Raw genomic sequence first — 20,497 nt, forward strand, 5'->3', positions numbered from 1 at the left:
CGTCACACGTCAAATGGCGCCACTTTCACGCAGTCGGGCAATGCCTGCCGCATCGTAGCCAAGGCTGCCCAGCACCTCGGCGTTGTGTTCGCCCAACCGCGGCCCGACCCATTCGCTGGAGCCAGGTGTTTCCGAGAGTTTCGGCACGATGCCGGGCATCTTGAAGTCCTTGCCGTCCGGCAGCTTGGCCTGCAGGAACATTTCCCGGGCGAGGAATTGCGGATCGCCGAACATGTCCTCGGCACTGTAGATGCGGCTGGCGGGGACTTCGGCCGCCGCCAGTACGGCGAGCACCGTGTCCAGCGGCTGGGCGTTGGCCCAGCGGTCGATCACGCCATAGAGTTCGTCACGTCGGCTGTCGCGCCCGTCGTTGCTGGCCAGTTGCGGGTCGTTCGCCAGGTCCTCGCGGCCGATGGCCAGCATGAAGCGCCTGAAGATCGCGTCGCCGTTGGCGCCGATCTGCACATGCCGGCCATCGGCGGTGGTGTGGATCGACGACGGGGTGATACCGGGCATGATATTGCCGGTGCGTTCGCGGATGAAACCGAACACGTCGAATTCCGGCACCATGCTTTCCATCATCGCGAAGATGGCTTCGTACAGGGCGACATCCACCATTTGTCCCTGGCCGCCGTTCACTTCGCGATGACGCAGGGCCATCAGCGCCCCGATCACGCCCCACAGTGCGGCGATCGAGTCGCCGATGGAAATGCCGGTGCGTACCGGCGGGCGGTCCTCGAAACCGGTGATGTAGCGCAGCCCGCCCATGGATTCGCCGACCGCCCCAAAGCCCGGCTGGTCCTTCATCGGCCCGGTCTGGCCGAACCCGGACAGGCGCACCATGACCAGCCTGGGGTTCAGCGCATGCAGGGTCTCCCAGCCCAGGCCGAGTTTTTCCAGGACGCCGGGACGGAAGTTTTCGATCAGGATGTCGGCTTCGCTCAGCAGTTGCTTGAGAATCGCCAGTGCGTCCGGATTTTTCAGGTTCAGTGTCAGGGATTTCTTGTTACGCGCCTGGACGAACCACCACAGCGACGTGCCCTCGTAGAGCTTGCGCCACTTGCGCAACGGATCGCCGCCGTCCGGCGACTCGACCTTGATCACCTGTGCGCCGAATTCGGCGCAGATCCGCGAGGCGAAAGGGCCGGCGATCAGGGTTCCGAGTTCGATGACTTTCAGGCCCGAGAGAGGTTTGGCGGCGACTGACATGGACGATCCTGTAGGACAAGATAGGGGTTGTAGAGCCTTTTAACATGGCGCGCGTCATCTTCCTAACCATCGACAGTCGTTGATTGACCCGGGTATCGGTTAGACTGGCCACCTTTCCCGTCTTTAGAAGCCCTGTTCATGGCCCAGCCGTCCACGACCTACAAGTTCGAACTCAACCTCACCGACCTGGATCGCAACGTCTACGAGAGCGTCAAGCAGACCATCGCCCGCCACCCTTCGGAAACCGAGGAACGCATGGCGGTACGGCTGCTGGCCTACGCCCTGTGGTACAACGAACTGCTGGCATTTGGTCGCGGTCTGTCAGAGGTAGACGAACCAGCGCTGTGGGAAAAAAGCCTGGATGATCGGGTATTGCACTGGATCGAAGTCGGCCAGCCGGACGCCGAACGCCTGACCTGGTGCTCGCGTCGCACCGAGCGCACCAGCCTGCTGGCCTATGGCAGCCTGCGGGTCTGGGAAGGCAAGGTGGTGCCGGCGGTGAAGAACCTGAAGAACGTCAATATCGCCGCGATCCCCAGGATGTGCTGGAAACCCTGGCCCAGGACATGCCGCGGGTGATCAAGTGGGACGTGATGATCAGCGACGGCACCGTCTTCGTCACCGACGACCGTGGCCAGCACGAAGTCCAGCTCCAGTGGCTGCTGGGCGAGCGCGGCTGAGTCCGGCCGCCGTTTCAACTCCCGCGTACTGAAAAGAGAAATTCCGCCAGCGTTATGCGTATCGAACCCCGCCCCCTGCCCGCCACCCTGCCGTTTCTCGGTGACCTGCCGCCCCTGCTGACCCGCCTGTACGCCGCGCGGGGCGTCGCTTCCCAGGCCGAACTGGACAAGAGCCTGGCACGGCTGATTCCCTTCCAGCAGCTCAAGGGCATCGAGGCGGCGGTGGACCTGCTGGTGGTGGCGTTGGAGCAGCGCCAGCGGATCCTCATCGTCGGCGACTTCGATGCCGATGGCGCCACCGCCAGCACCGTCGGGGTGCTCGGCCTGCGCCTGCTGGGCGCGGCCCATGTCGACTATCTGGTGCCGAACCGCTTCGACTATGGCTATGGCCTGACCCCGGAAATCGTCGCTGTGGCCCTGCAACGCGAGCCGCAATTGCTGATTACCGTCGACAACGGCATCTCCAGCATCGATGGCGTGCAGGCGGCCAAGGCCGCGGGGCTGAGCGTGCTGGTCACCGACCACCACCTGCCGGGGAGCGAACTGCCGGCGGCCGATGCCATCGTCAACCCGAACCAGCCCGGCTGCGAGTTCCCGAGCAAGGCCCTGGCCGGGGTCGGGGTGATCTTCTACGTGCTGATGGCCCTGCGCGCGCGCCTGCGCAGCCTGGGCTGGTACGACAGCCGGCCGCAGCCGAACATCGGCGAACTGCTCGACCTGGTGGCTCTGGGCAGCGTCGCCGACGTGGTACCGCTGGACGCCAACAACCGCATCCTGGTGCATCAGGGCCTCGAGCGGATTCGTGCCGGCCGCGCCCGGCCGGGGCTCAAGGCGATCCTGCAGGTGGCCAAGCGCGACCCGGCGCGGCTGACCTCCACCGACCTGGGGTTCATCCTCGGCCCGCGCCTGAACGCGGCCGGGCGCCTGGACGACATGAGCCTGGGGATCGAGTGTCTGCTCTGTGAAGATCCGGCCCTGGCCCTGGAAATGGCGACGCAACTCGACGAGATGAACAAGGACCGCAAGTCCATCGAGCAGGGCATGCAGCGTGAGGCCCTGGCCCAGCTCAAGGAACTGCCGGAAGACTCGATGCCATTCGGCCTGTGCCTGTTCGACCCGGACTGGCACCAGGGGGTGATCGGCATTCTCGCCTCGCGGATGAAGGAGCGTTATCACCGCCCGACCATCGCTTTCGCCGATGCCGGTGATGGCATGCTCAAGGGCTCCGGTCGTTCGGTGGCGGGTTTTCATATCCGCGATGCGCTGAGCGTGGTGGCGGCGCAGCATCCGGAGCTGATGAGCAAGTACGGCGGTCACGCCATGGCCGCCGGCCTGAGCCTGCCGCAGGAGAATTTCCCGCTGTTCGCCGAGGCCTTCGATGCCGAGGTGCGTCGTCAACTCAGCGAGGATGACCTCACCGGACGCCTGCAGACCGACGGTACGCTGGCCCTGGAGGAATTCAACCTGGAACTGGCCCGGGCGCTGCGCAATGCCGGCCCGTGGGGCCAGCACTTCCCCGAGCCGCTGTTCCATGGCGTCTTCCAACTGGTGGAAAAACGCATCGTCGGCGAGCGGCATCTGAAGGTGGTGCTGAGAAGCGAATGCGGTTCGCTGAAGCTCGATGGCATCGCCTTCGGTATCGACCCTGAGGTCTGGGCCAATGCCCGGGTCGACTGGGTCGAACTGGCCTACAAGCTCGATCTCAACGAATTCCGCGGCAAGGAAAGCGTGCAGCTGATGATCGCCCATATCGAGCCGCGCTGAGATTTGCCGCGGCTGAACCCTCCGGTGTCCGTCATTGTCGACTAGGCTCTAAGCACTGTCTGAATGGTCTTGTGACGTTGTCTTCCTTTCTACCCGCCGGGGGCGGTCATCTACTTCGTTCATGTCACTCGCCGACGTTCTCACAGAACCCTGGAGCCAGCCCACTTGATTTGAGAGGTGCCCCATGAGTCTGCTGCTTGAACCCTATACCCTTCGTCAACTGACCCTGGCGAACCGCATCGCGGTCTCGCCGATGTGCCAATACTCCAGCGTCGATGGCCTGGCCAACGACTGGCATCTGGTTCACCTCGGCAGCCGCGCGGTAGGCGGTGCCGGGCTGGTTTTCACCGAAGCCACGGCGGTGACCGCCGACGGCCGCATCACCGCCCAGGACCTGGGGCTGTGGAACGACGAACAGATCGAGCCGTTGCAGCGCATCACCCGCTTCATCGCCGCCCAGGGTTCTGTCGCCGGTATCCAGCTGGCCCATGCCGGACGCAAGGCCAGCACCCACCGGCCATGGCTGGGCAAGCATGGCAGCGTCAAGCCGGAAGAGGGCGGCTGGACACCGGTCGGACCGTCGCCGATCGCCTTCGACCCGCAGCACACCCAGCCCGTGCAACTCGATGAGGGGCAGATCGCCGAAGTGATCCAGGCATTCGTCGCGGCGGCCCGGCGTGCCCTGGTCGCCGGTTTCAAGGTGGTCGAGGTGCATGCGGCCCATGGCTACCTGCTGCATCAGTTTCTTTCGCCACTGAGCAATCAGCGTCGTGACCAGTATGGCGGTTCGTTCGACAACCGCATCCGCCTGGTCCTGCAGGTAAGCGAGGCGGTGCGGGCGGTCTGGCCCGAGGAACTGCCGTTGTTCGTCCGCGTATCGGCCACCGACTGGGTGGAGGATGGCTGGAACCCGGATGAAACCGTGGAGCTGGCACGACGCCTGAAGGCGCTGGGTGTCGACCTGATCGACGTGTCCTCGGGAGGCACCGCCGCCAATGCCGAGATTCCCACCGGGCCCGGCTACCAGACCCGCTTCGCCGAGCGTGTACGCAAGGAATCCGGTATCGCCACCGGCACGGTCGGCCTGATCACCGAACCGGCCCAGGCCGAACACATCCTGCGGACCTGCCAGGCTGATATCATCCTATTGGCCCGCGAACTGCTGCGCGACCCCTACTGGCCGCTGCACGCCGACGACGACCTGGGCGGACGCAAGGCGGTCTGGCCGGCGCAGTACCAGCGTGCGACCCATCGCGACCAACCCATCCACGAATCGGATCTGCGTGAATAGAAAGGCCATAAGGTGTTGATTGAGCGAGACCTGCAGTTGAGTGACCTGGGCCAGTTGGCACTGATCGATCGCAAGGAACTGATCGAACAGTTCTACCGCGTCCAGGCCGGGAGCCTTGAACTGTACGATGAATACTGCGCCATGACCGGATGGCCGGAGGGCGAGGCGGAGCAGGATGCCGTGATCCTGCGCCGCTGCTTCGACCAGGGCGCCTGGTTCCACGGCGTGTTCGCCGGCCCGACGCTGGTGGCGGCGGCGGTGCTGGACGGCAAGCTCATCGGCAACGACGGGCGGCGCCTGCTGCAACTCAAGTTCCTGCACGTCAGCCACGACTATCGTGGCACCGGCCTGGCGACCCGGCTGTTCGCCAAGGCCGCCGCCCAGGCCCGCAGCCAGGGCGTCGATGGCCTGTATGTCTCGGCCACCCCTTCGCGCAATACCGTGGAGTTTTACCTGCGGCGTGGCTGCCGGCTGCTGGAGCGGCCCGATCCTGGCCTATACGCATTGGAACCCGACGATATCCACCTGTATTTCGACGTGCGTTGACGCCGCGCTCCACGTGGTGGTGCAAGCAATTTGCGTGATTTTCCTACTTCAAATTCCGAAAAGATCTTAGCCAAAGGCCGATACTTCCTACCCTTAGGCTAAGTCTGAGGCGCTCGGCCCAGGCGGTTCCTGTCCCGTCACAGAAGGAAGGCGTCCATGGCAAAGGAGCGGAGCATCTTCGGTTTCATGCTGTTTCTCTGGCGTTTCAGGGCACCGCCCGCGCCCCGGGTGCACCGGCTCAGCCCGCAGGAGCGGGAGCTGGTGGAACGTTATCGGACGCTTTCTGAATCAGACCGCGACGCGCTGTTCTGCCTGCTGAACCAGATGGGCAGCGTGTCGCGGTTCTGATCGCCGATGAATGATCGTACCCACGCTCGGCGTGGGCACGCAGCCGGTGACGCTCTGCGTCACAAGAGCGGACACCGGCTTCAGCCTATTTCCCCCACCGCCCGCCAGGCCTCGTCGATCGCCGCATGGGCATACGCACTCCACGCCGCATCGGAGTTGGCGATGCTCACCCGGCCGACCGGCTGGCGCGCCAGGTTCATCAGCTTTTCGCTTTCGGCGGCGTCGTCGAACAGGCTGTTGGAGAAGTAGGCGTAGCCGTGGGACCAGCGGTTGACGGTGATCGCCAGGATGTCGGTTTCATGGTTGAAACCACCGGGGCCGAGCATACGCTGCAACTGGTCGCGCAGTTGCGTTTCCAGTTGCTCGAAGGTCTGCCCGTAGAGCTTGCCGCGGCCGGCGCGGGCCTGGTCGCGGGCGTTCATGCCGCTGTTGGGGCTGGTGGGCACATAGACCATGTGCAGGCCGATCGGTTGGCTCGGGTCCCTCGGGTGCTCGTAGCCGCCCAGGCTCACCGGATAGTCGAGCTTGATCCGGCTGTAGGGCTGGGTGGCGGCGTAGATCTCGTGCACGCCGAGTTTCTGGAACGCCTGCCAGTTGCGGATCACCACCTTGGTGTAAACCAGCGGGAACTTCACGTTCTGGCTCAGGGCATGGGCCTGGGGCTGGGGCAGGTCGCGCAGCAGGTAGGGGATCATCATGTTGTAGCAGGCGAGGATGCAGTGCCTGCCACGTACCTGGCTCAACTGGCCGCCCCGGCTGTAGCCGACATTCACGCCCTTGCCGACGTTGCGCACGCTGACCACGGTGCTGTTCAGGCGCAGTTGGACCGGCGAGCGGGGCTGGTCGAGCCTGGTGTAGTCGAAGGACGCCAGGACGATGTCCTCCATGCCGTGGCCGGGGGCGACGGCCGGAATCAGGCTGCGCACCAGCAGGCGGGCGAGGGAGGCGTTGCCGTCCGGGAAGTGGTAGATGTACGGCTCTTCCATCTCCGCCTTGGCTTCCTCGCTGATGGGCTCCAGGTTCATGGCGCCGAAGCCGGGGAAACCGACGTTGTAGGCGTCGAGCGCCGCCACGGCGTCGATGCTCAGGGCCGAGAAGTCGTTGGTGCGGCTCTGGAAGTACTTCACCGCGGTTTCCGACAGGCCGACATCCTTGAGCAGGAAATCGCGGTAGCTGGTGGCGGCCAGGTGCGCGGCCTTCTCCTTGGCACTCTTGCCCCCCAGGTAGTCGCGGGGCGCCTGGTGCAGCTCGATCAGTGCCTGGCGGTCGGCGGGCGGCAGTGGGAAATCGTTGATGAACGCGTCGATGGGGCGGGCGTTCAACTGCTGCGGGGCGATGTCGTCGGCGACCATCGGTGTCGGGTCGCCGCTCACCAGTTTGTCCTCGCCGAAGTTCTCCCGGTCGAAGAACACCCCGCGTGACAGCCCCAGGCCCGGATAGAACGAACGGTCGAAGGCGGTTTCGAAACGCCTGATATCGACCCCGAGTTTTTTCAGCAGGCCGTTGACCTGCTGGCTGTACAGGTGGTTCGGCGACTGGAAGGCTTCGCTGCCGCCGTAGCCGAGGATCATGCGGCCGCCGGCGGAGAATTCGTTGCGCTTGGCGTGGCCGCCGAAGTCGTCGTGGTTGTCGAGGATCAGGATGCGCGCCTTCGGGTGTTTCTCCCGATAGAACCACGCCGCCGCCAGGCCGCTGAGGCCGCCGCCCACTACCACCAGGTCGTACTCGCCGGTCATTGGCAGGTGGTCGGTGTCGAAGACCTTCTTCTCCCAGCCCATCTGGTGGGCCACCTCGAACGCGCCGACATGGCTGCCGCGCAGGCCGGTCAGCGCCGGCGGGTAGTAGCGCCCCTCCGGTGCGGCCTGGAGCAGTTGCAGCGGGGTCATGCCGGCGGCGAGGGTGATGGCGACGCCATTGAGGAAGTCGCGGCGGGTGATGTCCATGTTGAATCCTTGTCTTGTTGTTGTCATGGCCCGGGCAGCGGTCGCCTGCCCGGGCAGTTGCCGTTACCGGCTGATTTTCCAGGCGTCGCCTGCTGGCGCGGTGCCGCGGTCATGGGGCTTGCCCAGCCACAGGTAGAGCAGGCCGAGGCCGATGACGATCGCGGTGGTCAGGACCATGGCGTAGTTGGTGTACCAGGGCGCATCCGGGGTCCGCGGCCAGGCCATGTTGACGATGGCACTGACACCATAGAGCAGGGCGCCGATGTTCACCGGCAGGCCCCAGGCCCCCAGGTTGAACTGGCCACTGGGTTTCCAGCCGCGCGCCCGGGCGAACAGGGCGGCGAGCACGATCATCTGGAAGGCCAGGTAGATGCCGATGGCGGCGAAGCTGACGATGGTCGCCACCGCATCCTGCAGGAAGAAGCCCAGGGCGATGATCAGTGCCGGCAGCACGCCGGAGACGAACAGCGCCGGGACCGGCACCTGGGTGGTCGGCGAGAGGCGCTTGAGCAACGGGCTGCCGATCACCATCTCGTCGCGGGCGTAGGCGTATAACAGGCGGCTGGCGGCGGCCTGCAGGCTGATCACACAGGAGATGAACGAGATCATCACCACGCCCATCACCACTTTCGATCCGACGCTGCCGAAGGCGTTGTCGAGGATGGTCGTTACCGGGTCCTTGTCGGTGCCGTTGATCACCGCCTGCATGTCCGGTACGGCGAGGATCAGCGCCAGGCAGGCGAACATCGCCGCGACACCGCCGATGTAGATGGTCATGCGCATGGCCACCGGAATGCGTTTGCTCGGGTTCGGGGTTTCCTCGGCCACGTCGCCGCAGGCTTCGAAGCCGTAATAGAGGAACATGCCGGCCAGGGACGCGGTGAGGAACGCCGGCAGGTAGGAGCCATCGACGCGGATGTCGAAGGTGTTGAACAGCACGCTCAGGGGCTGGTGGCGTTCGAAGACCAGCAGGTAGACGCCGACGACCACCGCGCCGACCAGTTCGCAGAGAAAGCCGAACAGGGCGATGCGCGCCAGGGTCTTGGTGCCGCTGAGGTTGATCAGGGTGGCGAACAGCGTCAGCACCAGGGCGATGACGATGTTGGTGTTGTTGCTCGGCTCGAAACCGAGCATGGCCGCCAGGTACGGGCCGGCACCGACGGCGACGGCGGCGATGGTTACGCACAGGGCGATGGAGTAGATCCAGCCGACCATCCACGCCCAGCGCTTGCCGACCAGGCGCCGGGCCCACGGATAGACGCCGCCGGAGATCGGGAACTGCGAGACCACCTCGCCGAAGATCAGGCACACCAGCAGTTGTCCGCAGCCCACCAGCAGGTAGGCCCAGAACATCGGCGGGCCACCGGCGGCCAGGCACAGGCCGAACAGGGTGTAGACGCCGACCACCGGCGACAGGTAGGTGAAGCCCAGGGCGAAGTTTTCCCACAGGCTCATGCTGCGATTGAAGTTCGAGGTGTAGCCCAGTTGCCTCAGTTGCTCGGCATCGCTGTCGGCGCTGGCGCCGAGATGGGGTTGTGCACTCATGGCGGTATCGCTCCGGAAAAACGGCAAATTCTGGCCGTCCGAAACCGTGGCCGGGCCATGGGGCCCGTCCCGGTTCGATGTTGTCGTGTCGGTTCTGGTTTTCGGGTGGAGCATCCATGGGACCGCTGGGCGGTCCGGCGCCGACAGGCCGGCAGGAAAGCGGCCTGTCGGCGAATCCTTCAGTGCTTGAACATCACATGGCGTACGGTGGTGTAGTCCTCCAGGCCGTACATCGACATATCCTTGCCGTAGCCGGACAGTTTCTGCCCGCCATGGGGCATTTCGCTGACCAGCATGAAGTGGGTGTTGACCCAGGTACAGCCGTACTGCAGGCGTGCCGACAGGCGATGGGCGCGGCCGACATCGGCGGTCCATACCGATGACGCCAGGCCGTAGTCCGAATCGTTGGCCCATTGCAGCACCTGCGCCTCGTCGGTGAAGCGGGTCACCGAGACCACCGGGCCGAACACCTCGCGGCGCACGATCTCGTCGTCCTGCTGGGCGTCCGCCAGCACGGTCGGTTCGAAGAAGAAGCCATTGCCTTCCACCGCCTTGCCACCGGTCACCAGGCGGATGTGCGGCTGGGCGATCGCGCGCTCGACGAAACCGGCGACGCGGTCGCGGTGCTGGGCGGTGATCAGCGGGCCGAGTTCGGTCGACGGATCGTCCTGCAGGCCGTACTGGATGGTGCTCACGGCCGCGCCGAGCTTCTCGACGAACTTCTCGTAGATGCCGGCCTGGGCATACACCCGGCAGGCGGCGGTGCAGTCCTGCCCGGCGTTGTAGAAGCCGAAGGTGCGGATGCCCTCGACGGCGGCATCGATATCGGCGTCATCGAAAATGATCACCGGTGCCTTGCCACCCAGTTCCATGTGCATGCGCTTGACGCTGTCGGCGGTGCTGGAAATGATGTTCGAACCGGTGGCGATCGAGCCGGTCAGCGATACCATGCGCACTTTCGGATGGGTCACCAGCGGGCTGCCGACGCTCGGGCCGCGGCCGAATACCAGGTTCAGCACGCCCGCCGGAAAAATCCCGGCGGCCAGTTCGGCCAGGCGCAGGGCGGTCAGCGGGGTCTGCTCCGACGGCTTGAGCACCACGGTGTTGCCGGCGGCCAGGGCCGGGGCGATTTTCCAGGCGACCATCATCAGCGGGTAGTTCCACGGCGCGATGGAGGCGATCACGCCCACCGGGTCGCGACGGATCATCGAGGTGTGACCCGGCAGGTATTCACCGGCGGCCGAACCGTTCAGGCAGCGGCTGGCGCCGGCGAAGAAGCGGAACACATCGGCAATCGCCGGGATCTCGTCGTTGAGCGCCGCGCTCAGTGGCTTGCCGCAGTTGTCCGACTCCAGCTTCGCCAGTTCCGCGCCGTGGGCCTCGATGGCGTCGGCAAGCTTGAGCAGCAGCAGCGAGCGGTCTTTCGGCGCGGTTTGCGACCAGCTGTCGAAGGCGGCATCGGCGGCGCGTACGGCGGCATCCACCTGGGCCTCGCTGGCCTCCTGGATCTCCACCAGCACACGGCCCAGGGCCGGGTTGAACACGGGTTGGGCCGGGCCTTCGCCGGTGACGAGTTTGCCGTTGATCAGCAGTTTGGTTTGCATATCGATGTCCTCATGACGCATTCACAGGTTCCGATAAACACCGTGTTGTTGACGCGGGTTCCCTGTAGGAGCGGGGCTTGCCCGCGAAGCTTTTAGCGATCTTGCGGATGCATTCGCGGGCAAGCCCTGCTCCTACAGGTTGGGTGTTCATCCTGGTAAAGGGGTTATTTGCCGCTGCCGGCCACGCTTTCACCACCACGGGTCAGGTAGTAGGCGCCGAGGATCGGCAGCATGGTGACCAGCATCACCAGCATCGCCACCACGTTGGTGACCGGTACGTCCCGCGGCCTGCTCAACTGGTTGAGCAGCCAGATCGGCAGGGTGCGTTCGTGCCCGGCGGTGAAGGTGGTGACGATGATCTCGTCGAACGACAGGGCGAAGGCCAGCATGCCGCCGGCCAACAGCGCCGAGCCGAGGTTGGGCAGGATGATGTAGCGGAAGGTCTGCCAGCCGTCGGCACCGAGATCCATCGACGCCTCGATCAGGCTGTGGGAGGTGCGCCGCAGCCGGGCGATGACGTTGTTGTAGACGATCACCACGCAGAAGGTCGCGTGACCGACGACGATGGTGAACATCCCCGGCTCGATCCCCAGCGACTTGAAGGTCGCCAGCAGGGCGATGCCGGTGATGATCCCCGGCAGGGCGATCGGCAGGATCAGCATCAGCGAGATACCCTGCTTGCCGAAGAACTCGCGGCGATACAGGGCTGCCGAGGCCAGAGTGCCGAGGACCATGGCGATCAGCGTGGCGATCGCCGCAACCTGCAGCGACAGCTTGATCGCCTCCAGCACGTCCGGCCGCGAGAAGGCCACGCTGAACCACTTCAGGGTCAAGCCCTGGGGCGGGAAGCTGAACGCCGCGTCCTCGGTGTTGAAGGCGTACAGGAAGATGATCAGGATCGGGAAGTGCAGGAACACCAGCCCGCCCCAGGCCGCGAGGCGCAGGCCCAGGGAAGCCCGCTCCCCGTGCTTTTCTGACTTAGAGTGCATCGAAGGCCCCCAGGCGTTTGACGATGGACAGGTAGACGGCGATCAGCACGATCGGCACCAGGGTGAAGGCGGCCGCCATGGGCATGTTGCCGATGGCCCCCTGCTGGGCGTAGACCATGCTGCCGACGAAGTAGCCGGGCGGGCCCACCAGTTGCGGCACGATGAAGTCGCCCAGGGTCAGCGAGAAGGTGAAGATCGAGCCGGCGGCGATGCCGGGAATCGACAGCGGCAGGATCACCTGCATGAAGGTCTGGCGCGGCTTCGCCCCGAGGTCGGCGGAAGCCTGCAGCAGCGATGGCGGCAGGCGTTCCAGCGAGGCCTGGATCGGCAGGATCATGAACGGCAGCCAGATGTAGACGAACACCAGGAACCGGCCCAGGTGCGAGGTCGACAGGGTGCTGCCGCCCACTCCGGGAATGCCCAGCACGAACTGCAGCAGTGGCTCCAGGCCCAGGTGCTGGACGAACCACTGGGCGACGCCGCCCTTGGCCAGCAGCAGGGTCCAGGCGTAGGCCTTGACGATGTAGCTGGCCCACATCGGCATCATCACCGCGATGTAGAAGAACGCCTTGGTCTTGCCGCTGGTGTAGCGCGCCATGTAGTAGGCGATCGGGAAGGCGACGATGCCGGCGGCGATCGACACCACCACCGCCATGCACAGGGTGCGCACGATGATGTCGAAGTTCGCCGGATTGAACAGCGCGGCGAAGTTCGCCAGGGTCAGGTCCGGGGTCACCGCCATGGTGAAGTCGTCGAAGGTGTAGAAGCCCTGCCAGAGCAGGGTCAACAGCGAGCCGAGGTAGATCGCGCCGAACCAGATCAGCGGCGGCACCAGCAACAGGGCCAGGTAGACGTTGGGGCGGCGGTAGAGCAGGTTGGAAAACCTGCGCAGGGGGGACGGACCGGCCGTCGTCGGGTTCAGGGTCAGGCTGCTCATGTCACACCTCGCTCGCCAGCTGGATCATGGCTTCGCGCGCCCAGCGGGCGGTGATGCGCTGGCCGGTCTGGTGACGGGCACTGGTGTCCAGCCACTGGGTGTTGGGCTGGCTGATATTGAGGCTCTGGCCGTTGTCCAGTTTCAGTTCGAAGCGCGTGGCGCTGCCCTGGTACTGGATGTCGTGGAGCACGCCGCTGACCTCGACCTCGTTGCCCTGGGCCGGCCCTTCGGCGAAACGCACGTGCTCGGGACGGATCGAGAAGGGCAGGTCGCTGCCACCCAACTGCCGCGCCAGCTCGCCCCGGATCACGTTGGAGGTGCCGACGAACTCGGCGACGAAGGCGGTGGCCGGTTTCATGTAGAGGTTGCGCGGGCTGTCGACCTGCTCGATGCGGCCCTTGTTGAACACCGCCACGCGGTCGGACATCGACAGCGCCTCGGTCTGGTCGTGGGTGACGAAGATGAAGGTGATGCCCAGTTGGCGCTGCAGTTTTTTCAATTCGCTCTGCATCTGTTCGCGCAGCTTGAGGTCCAGTGCGCCGAGGGGCTCGTCGAGCAGCAGCACCCGTGGGCGATTGACCAGGGCCCGGGCCAGGGCCACGCGCTGGCGCTGGCCGCCGGACAGTTGCACCGGCTTGCGCTCGCCGTAGCCGCCCAGGGCGACCATGGCCAGGGCCTCTTCGGCGCGCGCCAGGCGTTCACTCTTGCCGACGCCCTTGACCTTGAGGCCGTAGGCGACGTTGTCGCGCACGTTCATGTGGGGGAACAGCGCGTAGTCCTGGAACACGGTGTTCACGTCGCGCTGGTACGGCGGCAGCCCGGCGGCTTCCTCGCCGTGGATGCGGATCGAACCGGCGCTGGGTTGTTCGAAGCCGGCGATCAGGCGCAGGCAGGTGGTCTTGCCCGAGCCGGAGGGGCCGAGCATGGAGAAGAACTCGCCGTCCTGGATATCGATGGAAACCCGGTCAACGGCCTTCACTTCGCCAAATTGACGGGAAACGTGGGTGAACTGGACTGCAAGCGTCATGATGCGGTGCTCCAAGAAGGCACGGGACGCCGCAGCGGCCCGGCCTGGACTTCTGAAAAAGCTCAATCGAATACGAATGCGACAGGAGAGTCTGGCCCCGTCCCTTGTAGGCGCAGGGCTTGCCCGCGAATGGGCCCTCAAGAACGCTAAAAGCTTCGCGGGCAAGCCCGGCTCCTACAGGAGCGCGGGGCACTTGGGGCTGGTCGGTCAGCGGCCGCCCATGATCGCGATGTAGTCCTGGGTCCAGCGGCTGTACGGCACGAACTTACCGCCCTCGGCCTGCGGGGTCTTCCAGAAGGCGATCTTGTCGAAGGTCTCGAAACCGTTGGTCTTGCAGCCTTCGGCGCCGAGCAGTTCGCTTTCCTTGCACGCCGCGGGCACGGCCGGCAGGGAGCCGAACCAGGCGGCCACGTCACCCTGGACCTTCGGTTGCAGCGACCAGTTCATCCACTTGTAGGCGCAGTTGGGGTGCTTGGCCTCGGCGTGCAGCATGGTGGTATCGGCCCAGCCGGTCACGCCCTCCTTCGGAATGGTCGAGGCCACTGGCTGCTTGTCGGCCTGCAGGCCGTTGACCATGTAGCCCCAGGAGCTGGAAGCGGCGACGCCCTCGTTCTTGAAGTCACTCATCTGCACGGTCGCGTCGTGCCAGTAGCGGTGAATCAGTGGCTGCTGGGCGCGCAGCAGGTCGAGCACGGCCTTGTACTGGGCTTCTGTCAGTTCGTAGGGGTTCTGGATGCCCAGCTCCGGCTTGGCCGACTTGAGGTACAGCGCCGCATCGGCGATGTAGATCGGGCCGTCATAGGCCTGCACGCGCCCCTTGTTCGGCTTGCCGTCCGGCAGGTTCTGCGCTTCGAAGACCACGCCCCAGCTGGTCGGGGCCTGCTTGAACACGTTGGTGTTGTACATCAGCACGTTCGGGCCCCACTGGTAGGGAGTGCCGTAGGTCTGTTTGTTGACCACGTACCACGGGGCATCCTTCAGGCGCGGGTCGAGGTTCTTCCAGTTCGGGATCAGTTCCGGGTTGATCGGCTGCACGCGCTTGCCGACGATCAGGCGCAGCGAGGCATCGCCTGAGGCGGTGACCAGGTCGTAGCCGCCCTTGGCCATCAGGCTGACCATTTCGTCGGAGGTGGCGGCGGTCTTCACACTGACCTTGCAGCCGGTTTCCTTCTCGAAGCCGGTGACCCAGTCGTAGGCTTTGTCGCTTTCGCCCCGTTCGATGTAGCCCGGCCAGGCGACGATATCGAGTTGCCCTTCACCGGCGCCGACGGCTTTCAGGGGTTCGGCGGCCTGGAGGCTGGCGCTGGCCAGCAGGGCGGTGGTCAGTGCACTGAGCAGTGCGGTCTTGTGCGCGAACATCGGTTTTCCCTCTTCTTTAATTATGGTCGGGGCAGTCGAACGAATGATGCATGCCGCTGGCGGCTTGTTATTAAAGTCGTGTGTATTACAGAGTCTGGCCGTGACGCGCCATGATGTGGCGCACCACGCTGTAGTCCTGCAATGAATCGCTGGACAGGTCCTTGCCGTAGCCGGAGCGCTTGAGGCCGCCGTGGGGCATCTCGCTGACCAGCAGGAAGTGGCTGTTGATCCAGGTGCAGCCGTATTGCAGGCGCGAGGCGACCTGCAGCGCCTTGTCCAGGTTCTGGGTCCATACCGATGACGCCAGGGCGTATTCCGAATCGTTGGCCCAGTCCACCGCCTGGCTCAGTTCATCGAAGCGGGTCACCGTGACCACCGGGCCGAAGACTTCGCGCTGGACGATCTCGTCACTCTGCCGGCAGCCGGCCAGCAGCGTCGGCTGATAGTAGAAGCCGGGGCCGGAATGCACCGCCGCACCGGTCACCCGTTCGATATGCGGCTGGCCGAGGGCGCGTTCAACGAAGCTGGCGACGCGGTCGCGCTGGCGGGTGCTGATCAGCGGGCCGATCTCGTTGTCGGTATCGCGTTTGCCGGCAAAGCGCAGGCTGGCCACCGCCGCGCCGAGTTCGGCCACCAGGCGGTCGTGAATCCCGGCCTGGGCGTAGATCCGGCAGGCGGCGGTGCAATCCTGGCCGGCGTTGTAGTAGCCGTAGCTGCGCACGCCCTCGACCACCGCCTGGAGGTCGGCATCATTGCAGACGATCACCGGCGCCTTGCCGCCGAGTTCCAGGTGGGTGCGTTTCACGCTTTTCGCCGCGGCCTGGAGGATTTTCTGCCCGGTGACGATATCGCCGGTCAGCGACACCATGCGCACCTTCGGGTGGCTGACCAGGTGGCTGCCGACGCCTTCGCCGCCGCCGCAGACGATGTTGATCACGCCGGCCGGCAGCAGCTCGGCCAGGGTCGGGGCCAGGGCCAGGATCGACAGCGGCGTGTGCTCGGACGGCTTGAACACCAGGGTATTGCCGGCGGCCAGTGCCGGGGCGATCTTCCACGCGGCCATCATGATCGGGTAGTTCCATGGCGCGATGGAGGCGACCACGCCGATCGGGTCGCGGCGAACCATGCTGGTATAGCCCGGCAGGTATTCGCCGGACAGTTGCCCGGTCTGGCAGCGCACCGCGCCGGCGAAGAAACGGAACACGTCGACGGTCGCGCTGAGGTCGTCCTGGCGCGCCAGGTGCAGCGGCTTGCCGCAGTTCAGCGATTCGAGGCGGGCCAGCAGCTCGGCGTTTTTCTCCACCGCGTCGGCGATCGCCAGGAGGATGTTCGAGCGTTGCTGCGGGGTGGTCCGCGACCAGCCGGCGAACGCCCGGTGGGCGGCGAGGATCGCGCTTTCGACCTGTTCGCTGCTGGCTTCGGCGATCTGCGTGATGACCTCGCCCGTGGCCGGGTTGAGGATCGGTTCGACGAAACCTTGGCCTGCGACGAGCTCACCATCGATCAGCAATGAGGTGAACAGCGGGGTCGGGTGCGCGCCAGCCATTTTGCGAGTTCTCTTTTCTTTTGTGGCCATGGAGCTTCCCTTGCAGCTGGAGTCCGGCCTTTCTCTATATGGATGGAAAGAGACTAGTGGCCGAACGAGAGGTCGACAAATACTAAATATTGAAAGCGGCGTTCGATTAAATCGATGGCTTGCGTCCACCATGGGGTTGTTCGCGAGCCACGGTGAGGAACGGGTCGACCAGCGTCGGCCTGGCCGTGCCACGGCGCCAGGCCAGGCCGACGTCGAGGGTGTGGCTCAGGTCGGCGATCGGCCGGGCCTCGATGATGTCGCCTTCCAGGGACCAGGGCCGGTAGGTCATGTCCGGCTGGATCGACAGGCCGAGCCCGGCCGCCACCAGGCTGCGCACCGCTTCGGTGGAGGCCGTGCGCAGACTGATCCGCGGCTGCAGGCCGGCGCCCCGCCACATGCGCTGGGCGTTGCGGTCCATTTCGTCGACGTTGAGCTGGATCAGCGGCTCGCGGGCCACGTCGGCGAGGTTGATGCTGTCGTGCTCCAGCAACGGATGCTGGGCCGGCAGCCACAGGCGATGCGGCGAGTGGGTCAGGACTTCGGTCTGCAGGGCGTGGCGGTCTTCGAGGTTGGAGAGGATCAGCACGCCGACATCGATCTCGCCACTGACCAGCAGATGCTCGATGTACGGTCGCTCGTCCTCGGTCACGCGGATCTCCACGTTGGGATAGGCGCGCTGGAAGCGGGTGAGCAGGTCGGCCAGGTAGTAGCCGGCCACCAGGCTGGTCACGCCGACCGTCAATTGCCCGCTGACCTGGTCGGTGCTCTGTTGCAGGCTGCGCTTGGCGTTGTCGACGGTAGCCAGGATCAGGTGCGCCTGGCGCAGGAACTGGTGGCCCTGGTGGGTCAGGGTCATGCCCTTGGCGTGGCGGTTGAACAGGCTGACGCCGATTTCCTGTTCCAGTTGCTGGATCGCCAGGGTCAGGGTCGACTGCGAAATGAACACGGCCTGGGCGGCGGCCGAGATCGAGCCGGTTTCGGCCACGGCGATGAAGTGGCGGATCTGACGCAGGGTCATCATGGGGGCGTTACCCTTGCCGGTTTTTCGGTGAGTTGTTTTTATGGAGATGGGCCAGTGTATATCTTTTTAATCGAATGCCTGATCACCGAGTCAGGATTTGCGCAAAAGGACGTGCAACATCTGGAAGCACACTGATCAACCGCTGTCTGAAAGCTCGTTTTACCCTGTGGGTCTATTCGTCGTTTGCGGAGCGTGTCGATGAACACTCGCGGATTGCTCGATCAGTTGCTCAAGTCCGGTCAGGAACTGTTGCAGAACCAGGGGCGAGGCAAGCCGGACGGCGCCTCGGACAAGGGCGCGCTGGGCAGCCTGCTCGGCAGTGGCAAAGGCGGTTCGGCGGGGCTGGGCAGCCTGCTTTCCGGGGCGGGTGGTGGCGCATTGGCGGCTGGGGCCATGGGCCTGCTGCTGGGCAGCAAGAAGGCGCGCAAGGTCGGTGGCACGGTCCTGACCTACGGCGGGCTGGCAGCGCTGGGCGTCCTGGCCTACAAGGCCTATGGCAACTGGCAGGCCCAGCAGGCCAATGCATCGCCGGCAGAGCCGCAGACCCTCGATCGCCTGCCGGCGGTGCAGGTCGAGCAGCACAGCCAGGCCATTCTCCAGGCGCTGGTGGCGGCGGCCAAGGCCGATGGGCATGTCGATGCCCGTGAGCGGGAACTGATCGAAGGTGAGTTCGTCAAGCTGGGCAGCGACCGGGAGTTGCAGCAATGGCTGCATGCCGAACTGAACAAGCCGCTGGACCCGGCGCAGGTCGCCCGGGCGGCGAGCACGCCGGAGATGGCCGCGGAAATGTACATCGCCAGTGTGCTGATGGTGGACGAAGAGAACTTCATGGAGAAGGCCTACCTGGACGAACTGGCGCGCCAGTTGCGGCTGGATCCGGGGCTACGCCAGGAACTGGAACGGCAGGTCCGCCAGGCCGTCCCGGCGTGATCGCAGGCGTCACTGGAGGCCGGGCAGCGGTTCCTCGGCCTGATGGAAGCAGGCCTGCCCCTTGCCCGCATGCTTGGCCCGGTAAAGGGCCTTGTCCGCCAGCCCCAGGACGTCGCTGAGGTCCGGGTCATCGAGCGGCCAGACTGCGCCGCCGATGCTGCAACCGATTTGCGCCGCCACCTGGTGCAGCATGATGGAGTGCGCGAGGCTGGCGAGCACCCGATTGGCGATCGCCCTGGCCTGGTTCAGGGCATCGTTGCGCGGCACCTGCAGCACCATCAGGAATTCATCGCCGCCGAGTCGGGCGACCATGTCGCCCTCGCGCAGGCAGGTGCGCAGCCGCCTGGCCACCTCCCTCAGCAGTTCATCGCCGCCGGCATGGCCGAACTGGTCGTTGATCGGCTTGAATCCATCCAGGTCCAGATACAGCAGTGCCAGGCAATTGTTCTGCGACTGGCTGCGCTGCTGCGCCCGTGGCAGGTATTTCTCCAGCGCCGCCCGGTTGGGCAGGCCGGTCAGTGCATCATGGTGCGCCAGGCTTTCCATGACCCCGAGGGCCGTCTGGTGATTGCTCAGGCTGTCCACCAGGTGACGGATCGACTGGCTCAACTGGGCGATTTCCCGCGTGCCCTTGAGCTCGGGAATCTCCATCGTCTCACCGATGCTCAGGCGATCGGCGGCATTGGCGATGGCTTTCAGCGGCCGGGTGAACCAGGTGGCCAGCAACCAGCCGATCAGGGCGACGATCGCCGCCAGGGCAACGCCCCAGACCAGGATATCGCGCTGCAGCTCCTTGGCCGGGGCGTACGCCTCGTCGAGGGTCTGGCGGGTGACCACGGTCCAGCCCAGGCCGGCATAGGCTTCATGGCCGATACTGGACGCCAGGCCGGTCAGGTACTCCTGGCCATCCGGCCAGCGCTGGACCGCCCAGCGCGGTGGCTTGTTCGAGCCGTCGAGCAGCGGCAGGCGCAACGGCCGGCCGATGTCATCGCGGGGGCCGAGCAGTATCCGCTGATCGGCGGCGACGACAAAGAACTCGATCTTGCGCCGTGCCTGTAATGGCCCCTTCAACGACTGGCGCAGGTTTTCGGCCCAGTTCCAGGACAGGTGCGCGGCCAGTACCCCGACCTTTTCCCGGGCTTCGCCGCTGGCACCGTTGAACACCGGCAGGCTGATGTCGACGAACTTCAGGGGTTCGCCGCTGGGGTTGGGCAAGAGTCTGGAGAGCAGCACGGCCTCGTGGACATCGCCGATGAACACCCCCTCGAGGCCTCGGCGGAACACCGGGCGCTGGCTGATGCTGGTGCCTTGCAGGATGCCCCCGGTCGAGGCCCGCACCCGACCCGCGGTATCGGTCAGGCCGAGCCAGGCGATGTCGGGGAATTCGCCCTGCAACTGATCGAGCAACTGGCGGACTTCTCCCAGGTCGGAAGCCTGCTGCAAGACCTTCAGGTGGCTGATCACACTCAACAGATGCAGGCGGTTGGCCATGGCCCGGTCCAGGCGGTCGGACATCTGGTAGGCGGCTTCCGCCAGGTCCTGGCCGATTTCACCGCGCATCCGCACACTGGAATCGTGCCCGATGAGCGAACCCAGCAACCAGCTCAGCAGGCTCACCAACAGGGCGATGGCAAGTGCAAGGCGGCTACGCAGGCTGGGCAGTACGGGCATCAAGCAGTTCTCATGATCGATACGGCCAATTGACGGAACTCATGAACGGCAACACTG

16 protein-coding genes and 1 pseudogene are annotated in these 20,497 nt (G+C 65.3%); 6 read left to right on the forward strand and 11 right to left on the reverse strand.

Annotated features, from left to right (window positions below):
- Nucleotides 1-9: 9 nt before the first annotated feature.
- Nucleotides 10-1,209, reverse strand: coding sequence for a CaiB/BaiF CoA transferase family protein (locus ACZ5KU_RS05755; RefSeq protein WP_054061870.1), 1,200 nt, complete (start codon nucleotides 1,207-1,209; stop codon nucleotides 10-12).
- Nucleotides 1,210-1,347: 138 nt separating this feature from the next.
- Here ACZ5KU_RS05755 and ACZ5KU_RS05760 point away from each other — a divergent pair.
- The 5 genes and pseudogenes from ACZ5KU_RS05760 (at nucleotide 1,348) to ACZ5KU_RS05780 (ending at nucleotide 5,838) form a co-directional block, all read left to right on the forward strand.
- Nucleotides 1,348-1,889 (forward strand): annotated as a pseudogene (locus ACZ5KU_RS05760) (YaeQ family protein).
- 54 nt (nucleotides 1,890-1,943) lie between these two features.
- Complete coding sequence (recJ, locus tag ACZ5KU_RS05765) at nucleotides 1,944-3,653, forward strand: single-stranded-DNA-specific exonuclease RecJ (RefSeq protein ID WP_054061869.1); 1,710 nt, start codon at nucleotides 1,944-1,946, stop codon at nucleotides 3,651-3,653.
- 184 nt (nucleotides 3,654-3,837) lie between these two features.
- Entirely contained in the window at nucleotides 3,838-4,944 is a 1,107-nt protein-coding gene (locus ACZ5KU_RS05770) for an NADH:flavin oxidoreductase/NADH oxidase (RefSeq protein WP_054061868.1), read from the forward strand.
- A gap of 12 nt (nucleotides 4,945-4,956) precedes the next feature.
- Nucleotides 4,957-5,490: a GNAT family N-acetyltransferase gene (locus tag ACZ5KU_RS05775; protein ID WP_416771966.1), complete on the forward strand. Its 534-nt coding sequence runs from the start codon at nucleotides 4,957-4,959 to the stop codon at nucleotides 5,488-5,490.
- 156 nt (nucleotides 5,491-5,646) lie between these two features.
- Complete coding sequence (locus tag ACZ5KU_RS05780; RefSeq protein WP_054061866.1) at nucleotides 5,647-5,838, forward strand: hypothetical protein; 192 nt, start codon at nucleotides 5,647-5,649, stop codon at nucleotides 5,836-5,838.
- An 80-nt stretch (nucleotides 5,839-5,918) separates the two neighbouring features.
- On the opposite strand, the gene ACZ5KU_RS05785 is transcribed toward ACZ5KU_RS05780, so the two are convergent.
- From ACZ5KU_RS05785 to ACZ5KU_RS05825, 9 genes are all read right to left on the reverse strand, one after another.
- The gene (locus ACZ5KU_RS05785; protein ID WP_054061865.1) at nucleotides 5,919-7,781 is read right to left on the reverse strand and encodes an NAD(P)-binding protein; all 1,863 of its coding nucleotides are present in this window, start codon (nucleotides 7,779-7,781) and stop codon (nucleotides 5,919-5,921) included.
- A 63-nt stretch (nucleotides 7,782-7,844) separates the two neighbouring features.
- Nucleotides 7,845-9,326 carry an APC family permease gene (locus ACZ5KU_RS05790; RefSeq protein ID WP_416771970.1) on the reverse strand — a complete coding sequence of 494 codons (1,482 nt, stop codon included), beginning with the start codon at nucleotides 9,324-9,326 and terminating at the stop codon, nucleotides 7,845-7,847.
- A gap of 179 nt (nucleotides 9,327-9,505) precedes the next feature.
- Nucleotides 9,506-10,930 (reverse strand): gamma-aminobutyraldehyde dehydrogenase, encoded by a 1,425-nt coding sequence (locus tag ACZ5KU_RS05795; protein ID WP_054059764.1) that lies wholly within the window; start codon nucleotides 10,928-10,930, stop codon nucleotides 9,506-9,508.
- Nucleotides 10,931-11,094: 164 nt separating this feature from the next.
- The gene (locus ACZ5KU_RS05800) at nucleotides 11,095-11,919 is read right to left on the reverse strand and encodes an ABC transporter permease (RefSeq protein WP_054059762.1); all 825 of its coding nucleotides are present in this window, start codon (nucleotides 11,917-11,919) and stop codon (nucleotides 11,095-11,097) included.
- Nucleotides 11,909-12,856: an ABC transporter permease gene (locus ACZ5KU_RS05805; protein WP_054059763.1), complete on the reverse strand. Its 948-nt coding sequence runs from the start codon at nucleotides 12,854-12,856 to the stop codon at nucleotides 11,909-11,911. The genes ACZ5KU_RS05800 and ACZ5KU_RS05805 overlap by 11 nt, the downstream gene beginning before the upstream one ends.
- A 1-nt stretch (nucleotide 12,857) precedes the next feature.
- Nucleotides 12,858-13,883 (reverse strand): ABC transporter ATP-binding protein, encoded by a 1,026-nt coding sequence (locus ACZ5KU_RS05810; RefSeq protein ID WP_054061862.1) that lies wholly within the window; start codon nucleotides 13,881-13,883, stop codon nucleotides 12,858-12,860.
- Between the two features lie 207 nt (nucleotides 13,884-14,090).
- The gene (gene ydcS, locus ACZ5KU_RS05815; protein WP_054060604.1) at nucleotides 14,091-15,242 is read right to left on the reverse strand and encodes a putative ABC transporter substrate-binding protein YdcS; all 1,152 of its coding nucleotides are present in this window, start codon (nucleotides 15,240-15,242) and stop codon (nucleotides 14,091-14,093) included.
- 85 nt (nucleotides 15,243-15,327) lie between these two features.
- Nucleotides 15,328-16,818 carry a gamma-aminobutyraldehyde dehydrogenase gene (locus ACZ5KU_RS05820; protein ID WP_081006079.1) on the reverse strand — a complete coding sequence of 497 codons (1,491 nt, stop codon included), beginning with the start codon at nucleotides 16,816-16,818 and terminating at the stop codon, nucleotides 15,328-15,330.
- 106 nt (nucleotides 16,819-16,924) lie between these two features.
- On the reverse strand, nucleotides 16,925-17,839 hold the full coding sequence (locus ACZ5KU_RS05825; RefSeq protein WP_054061860.1) for a LysR family transcriptional regulator: 915 nt from the start codon (nucleotides 17,837-17,839) through the stop codon (nucleotides 16,925-16,927).
- Nucleotides 17,840-18,037: 198 nt separating this feature from the next.
- Here ACZ5KU_RS05825 and ACZ5KU_RS05830 point away from each other — a divergent pair, with 198 nt between their 5' ends.
- Nucleotides 18,038-18,769, forward strand: a complete 732-nt coding sequence (locus ACZ5KU_RS05830) for a tellurite resistance TerB family protein (RefSeq protein ID WP_054061090.1) — start codon at nucleotides 18,038-18,040, stop codon at nucleotides 18,767-18,769.
- A gap of 9 nt (nucleotides 18,770-18,778) precedes the next feature.
- Here ACZ5KU_RS05830 and ACZ5KU_RS05835 read toward each other — a convergent pair whose 3' ends face one another.
- Nucleotides 18,779-20,440, reverse strand: coding sequence for a diguanylate cyclase domain-containing protein (locus ACZ5KU_RS05835; RefSeq protein ID WP_464736913.1), 1,662 nt, complete (start codon nucleotides 20,438-20,440; stop codon nucleotides 18,779-18,781).
- Nucleotides 20,441-20,497 lie beyond the last annotated feature (57 nt).

This window comes from Pseudomonas sp. Tof1 (assembly GCF_055390395.1).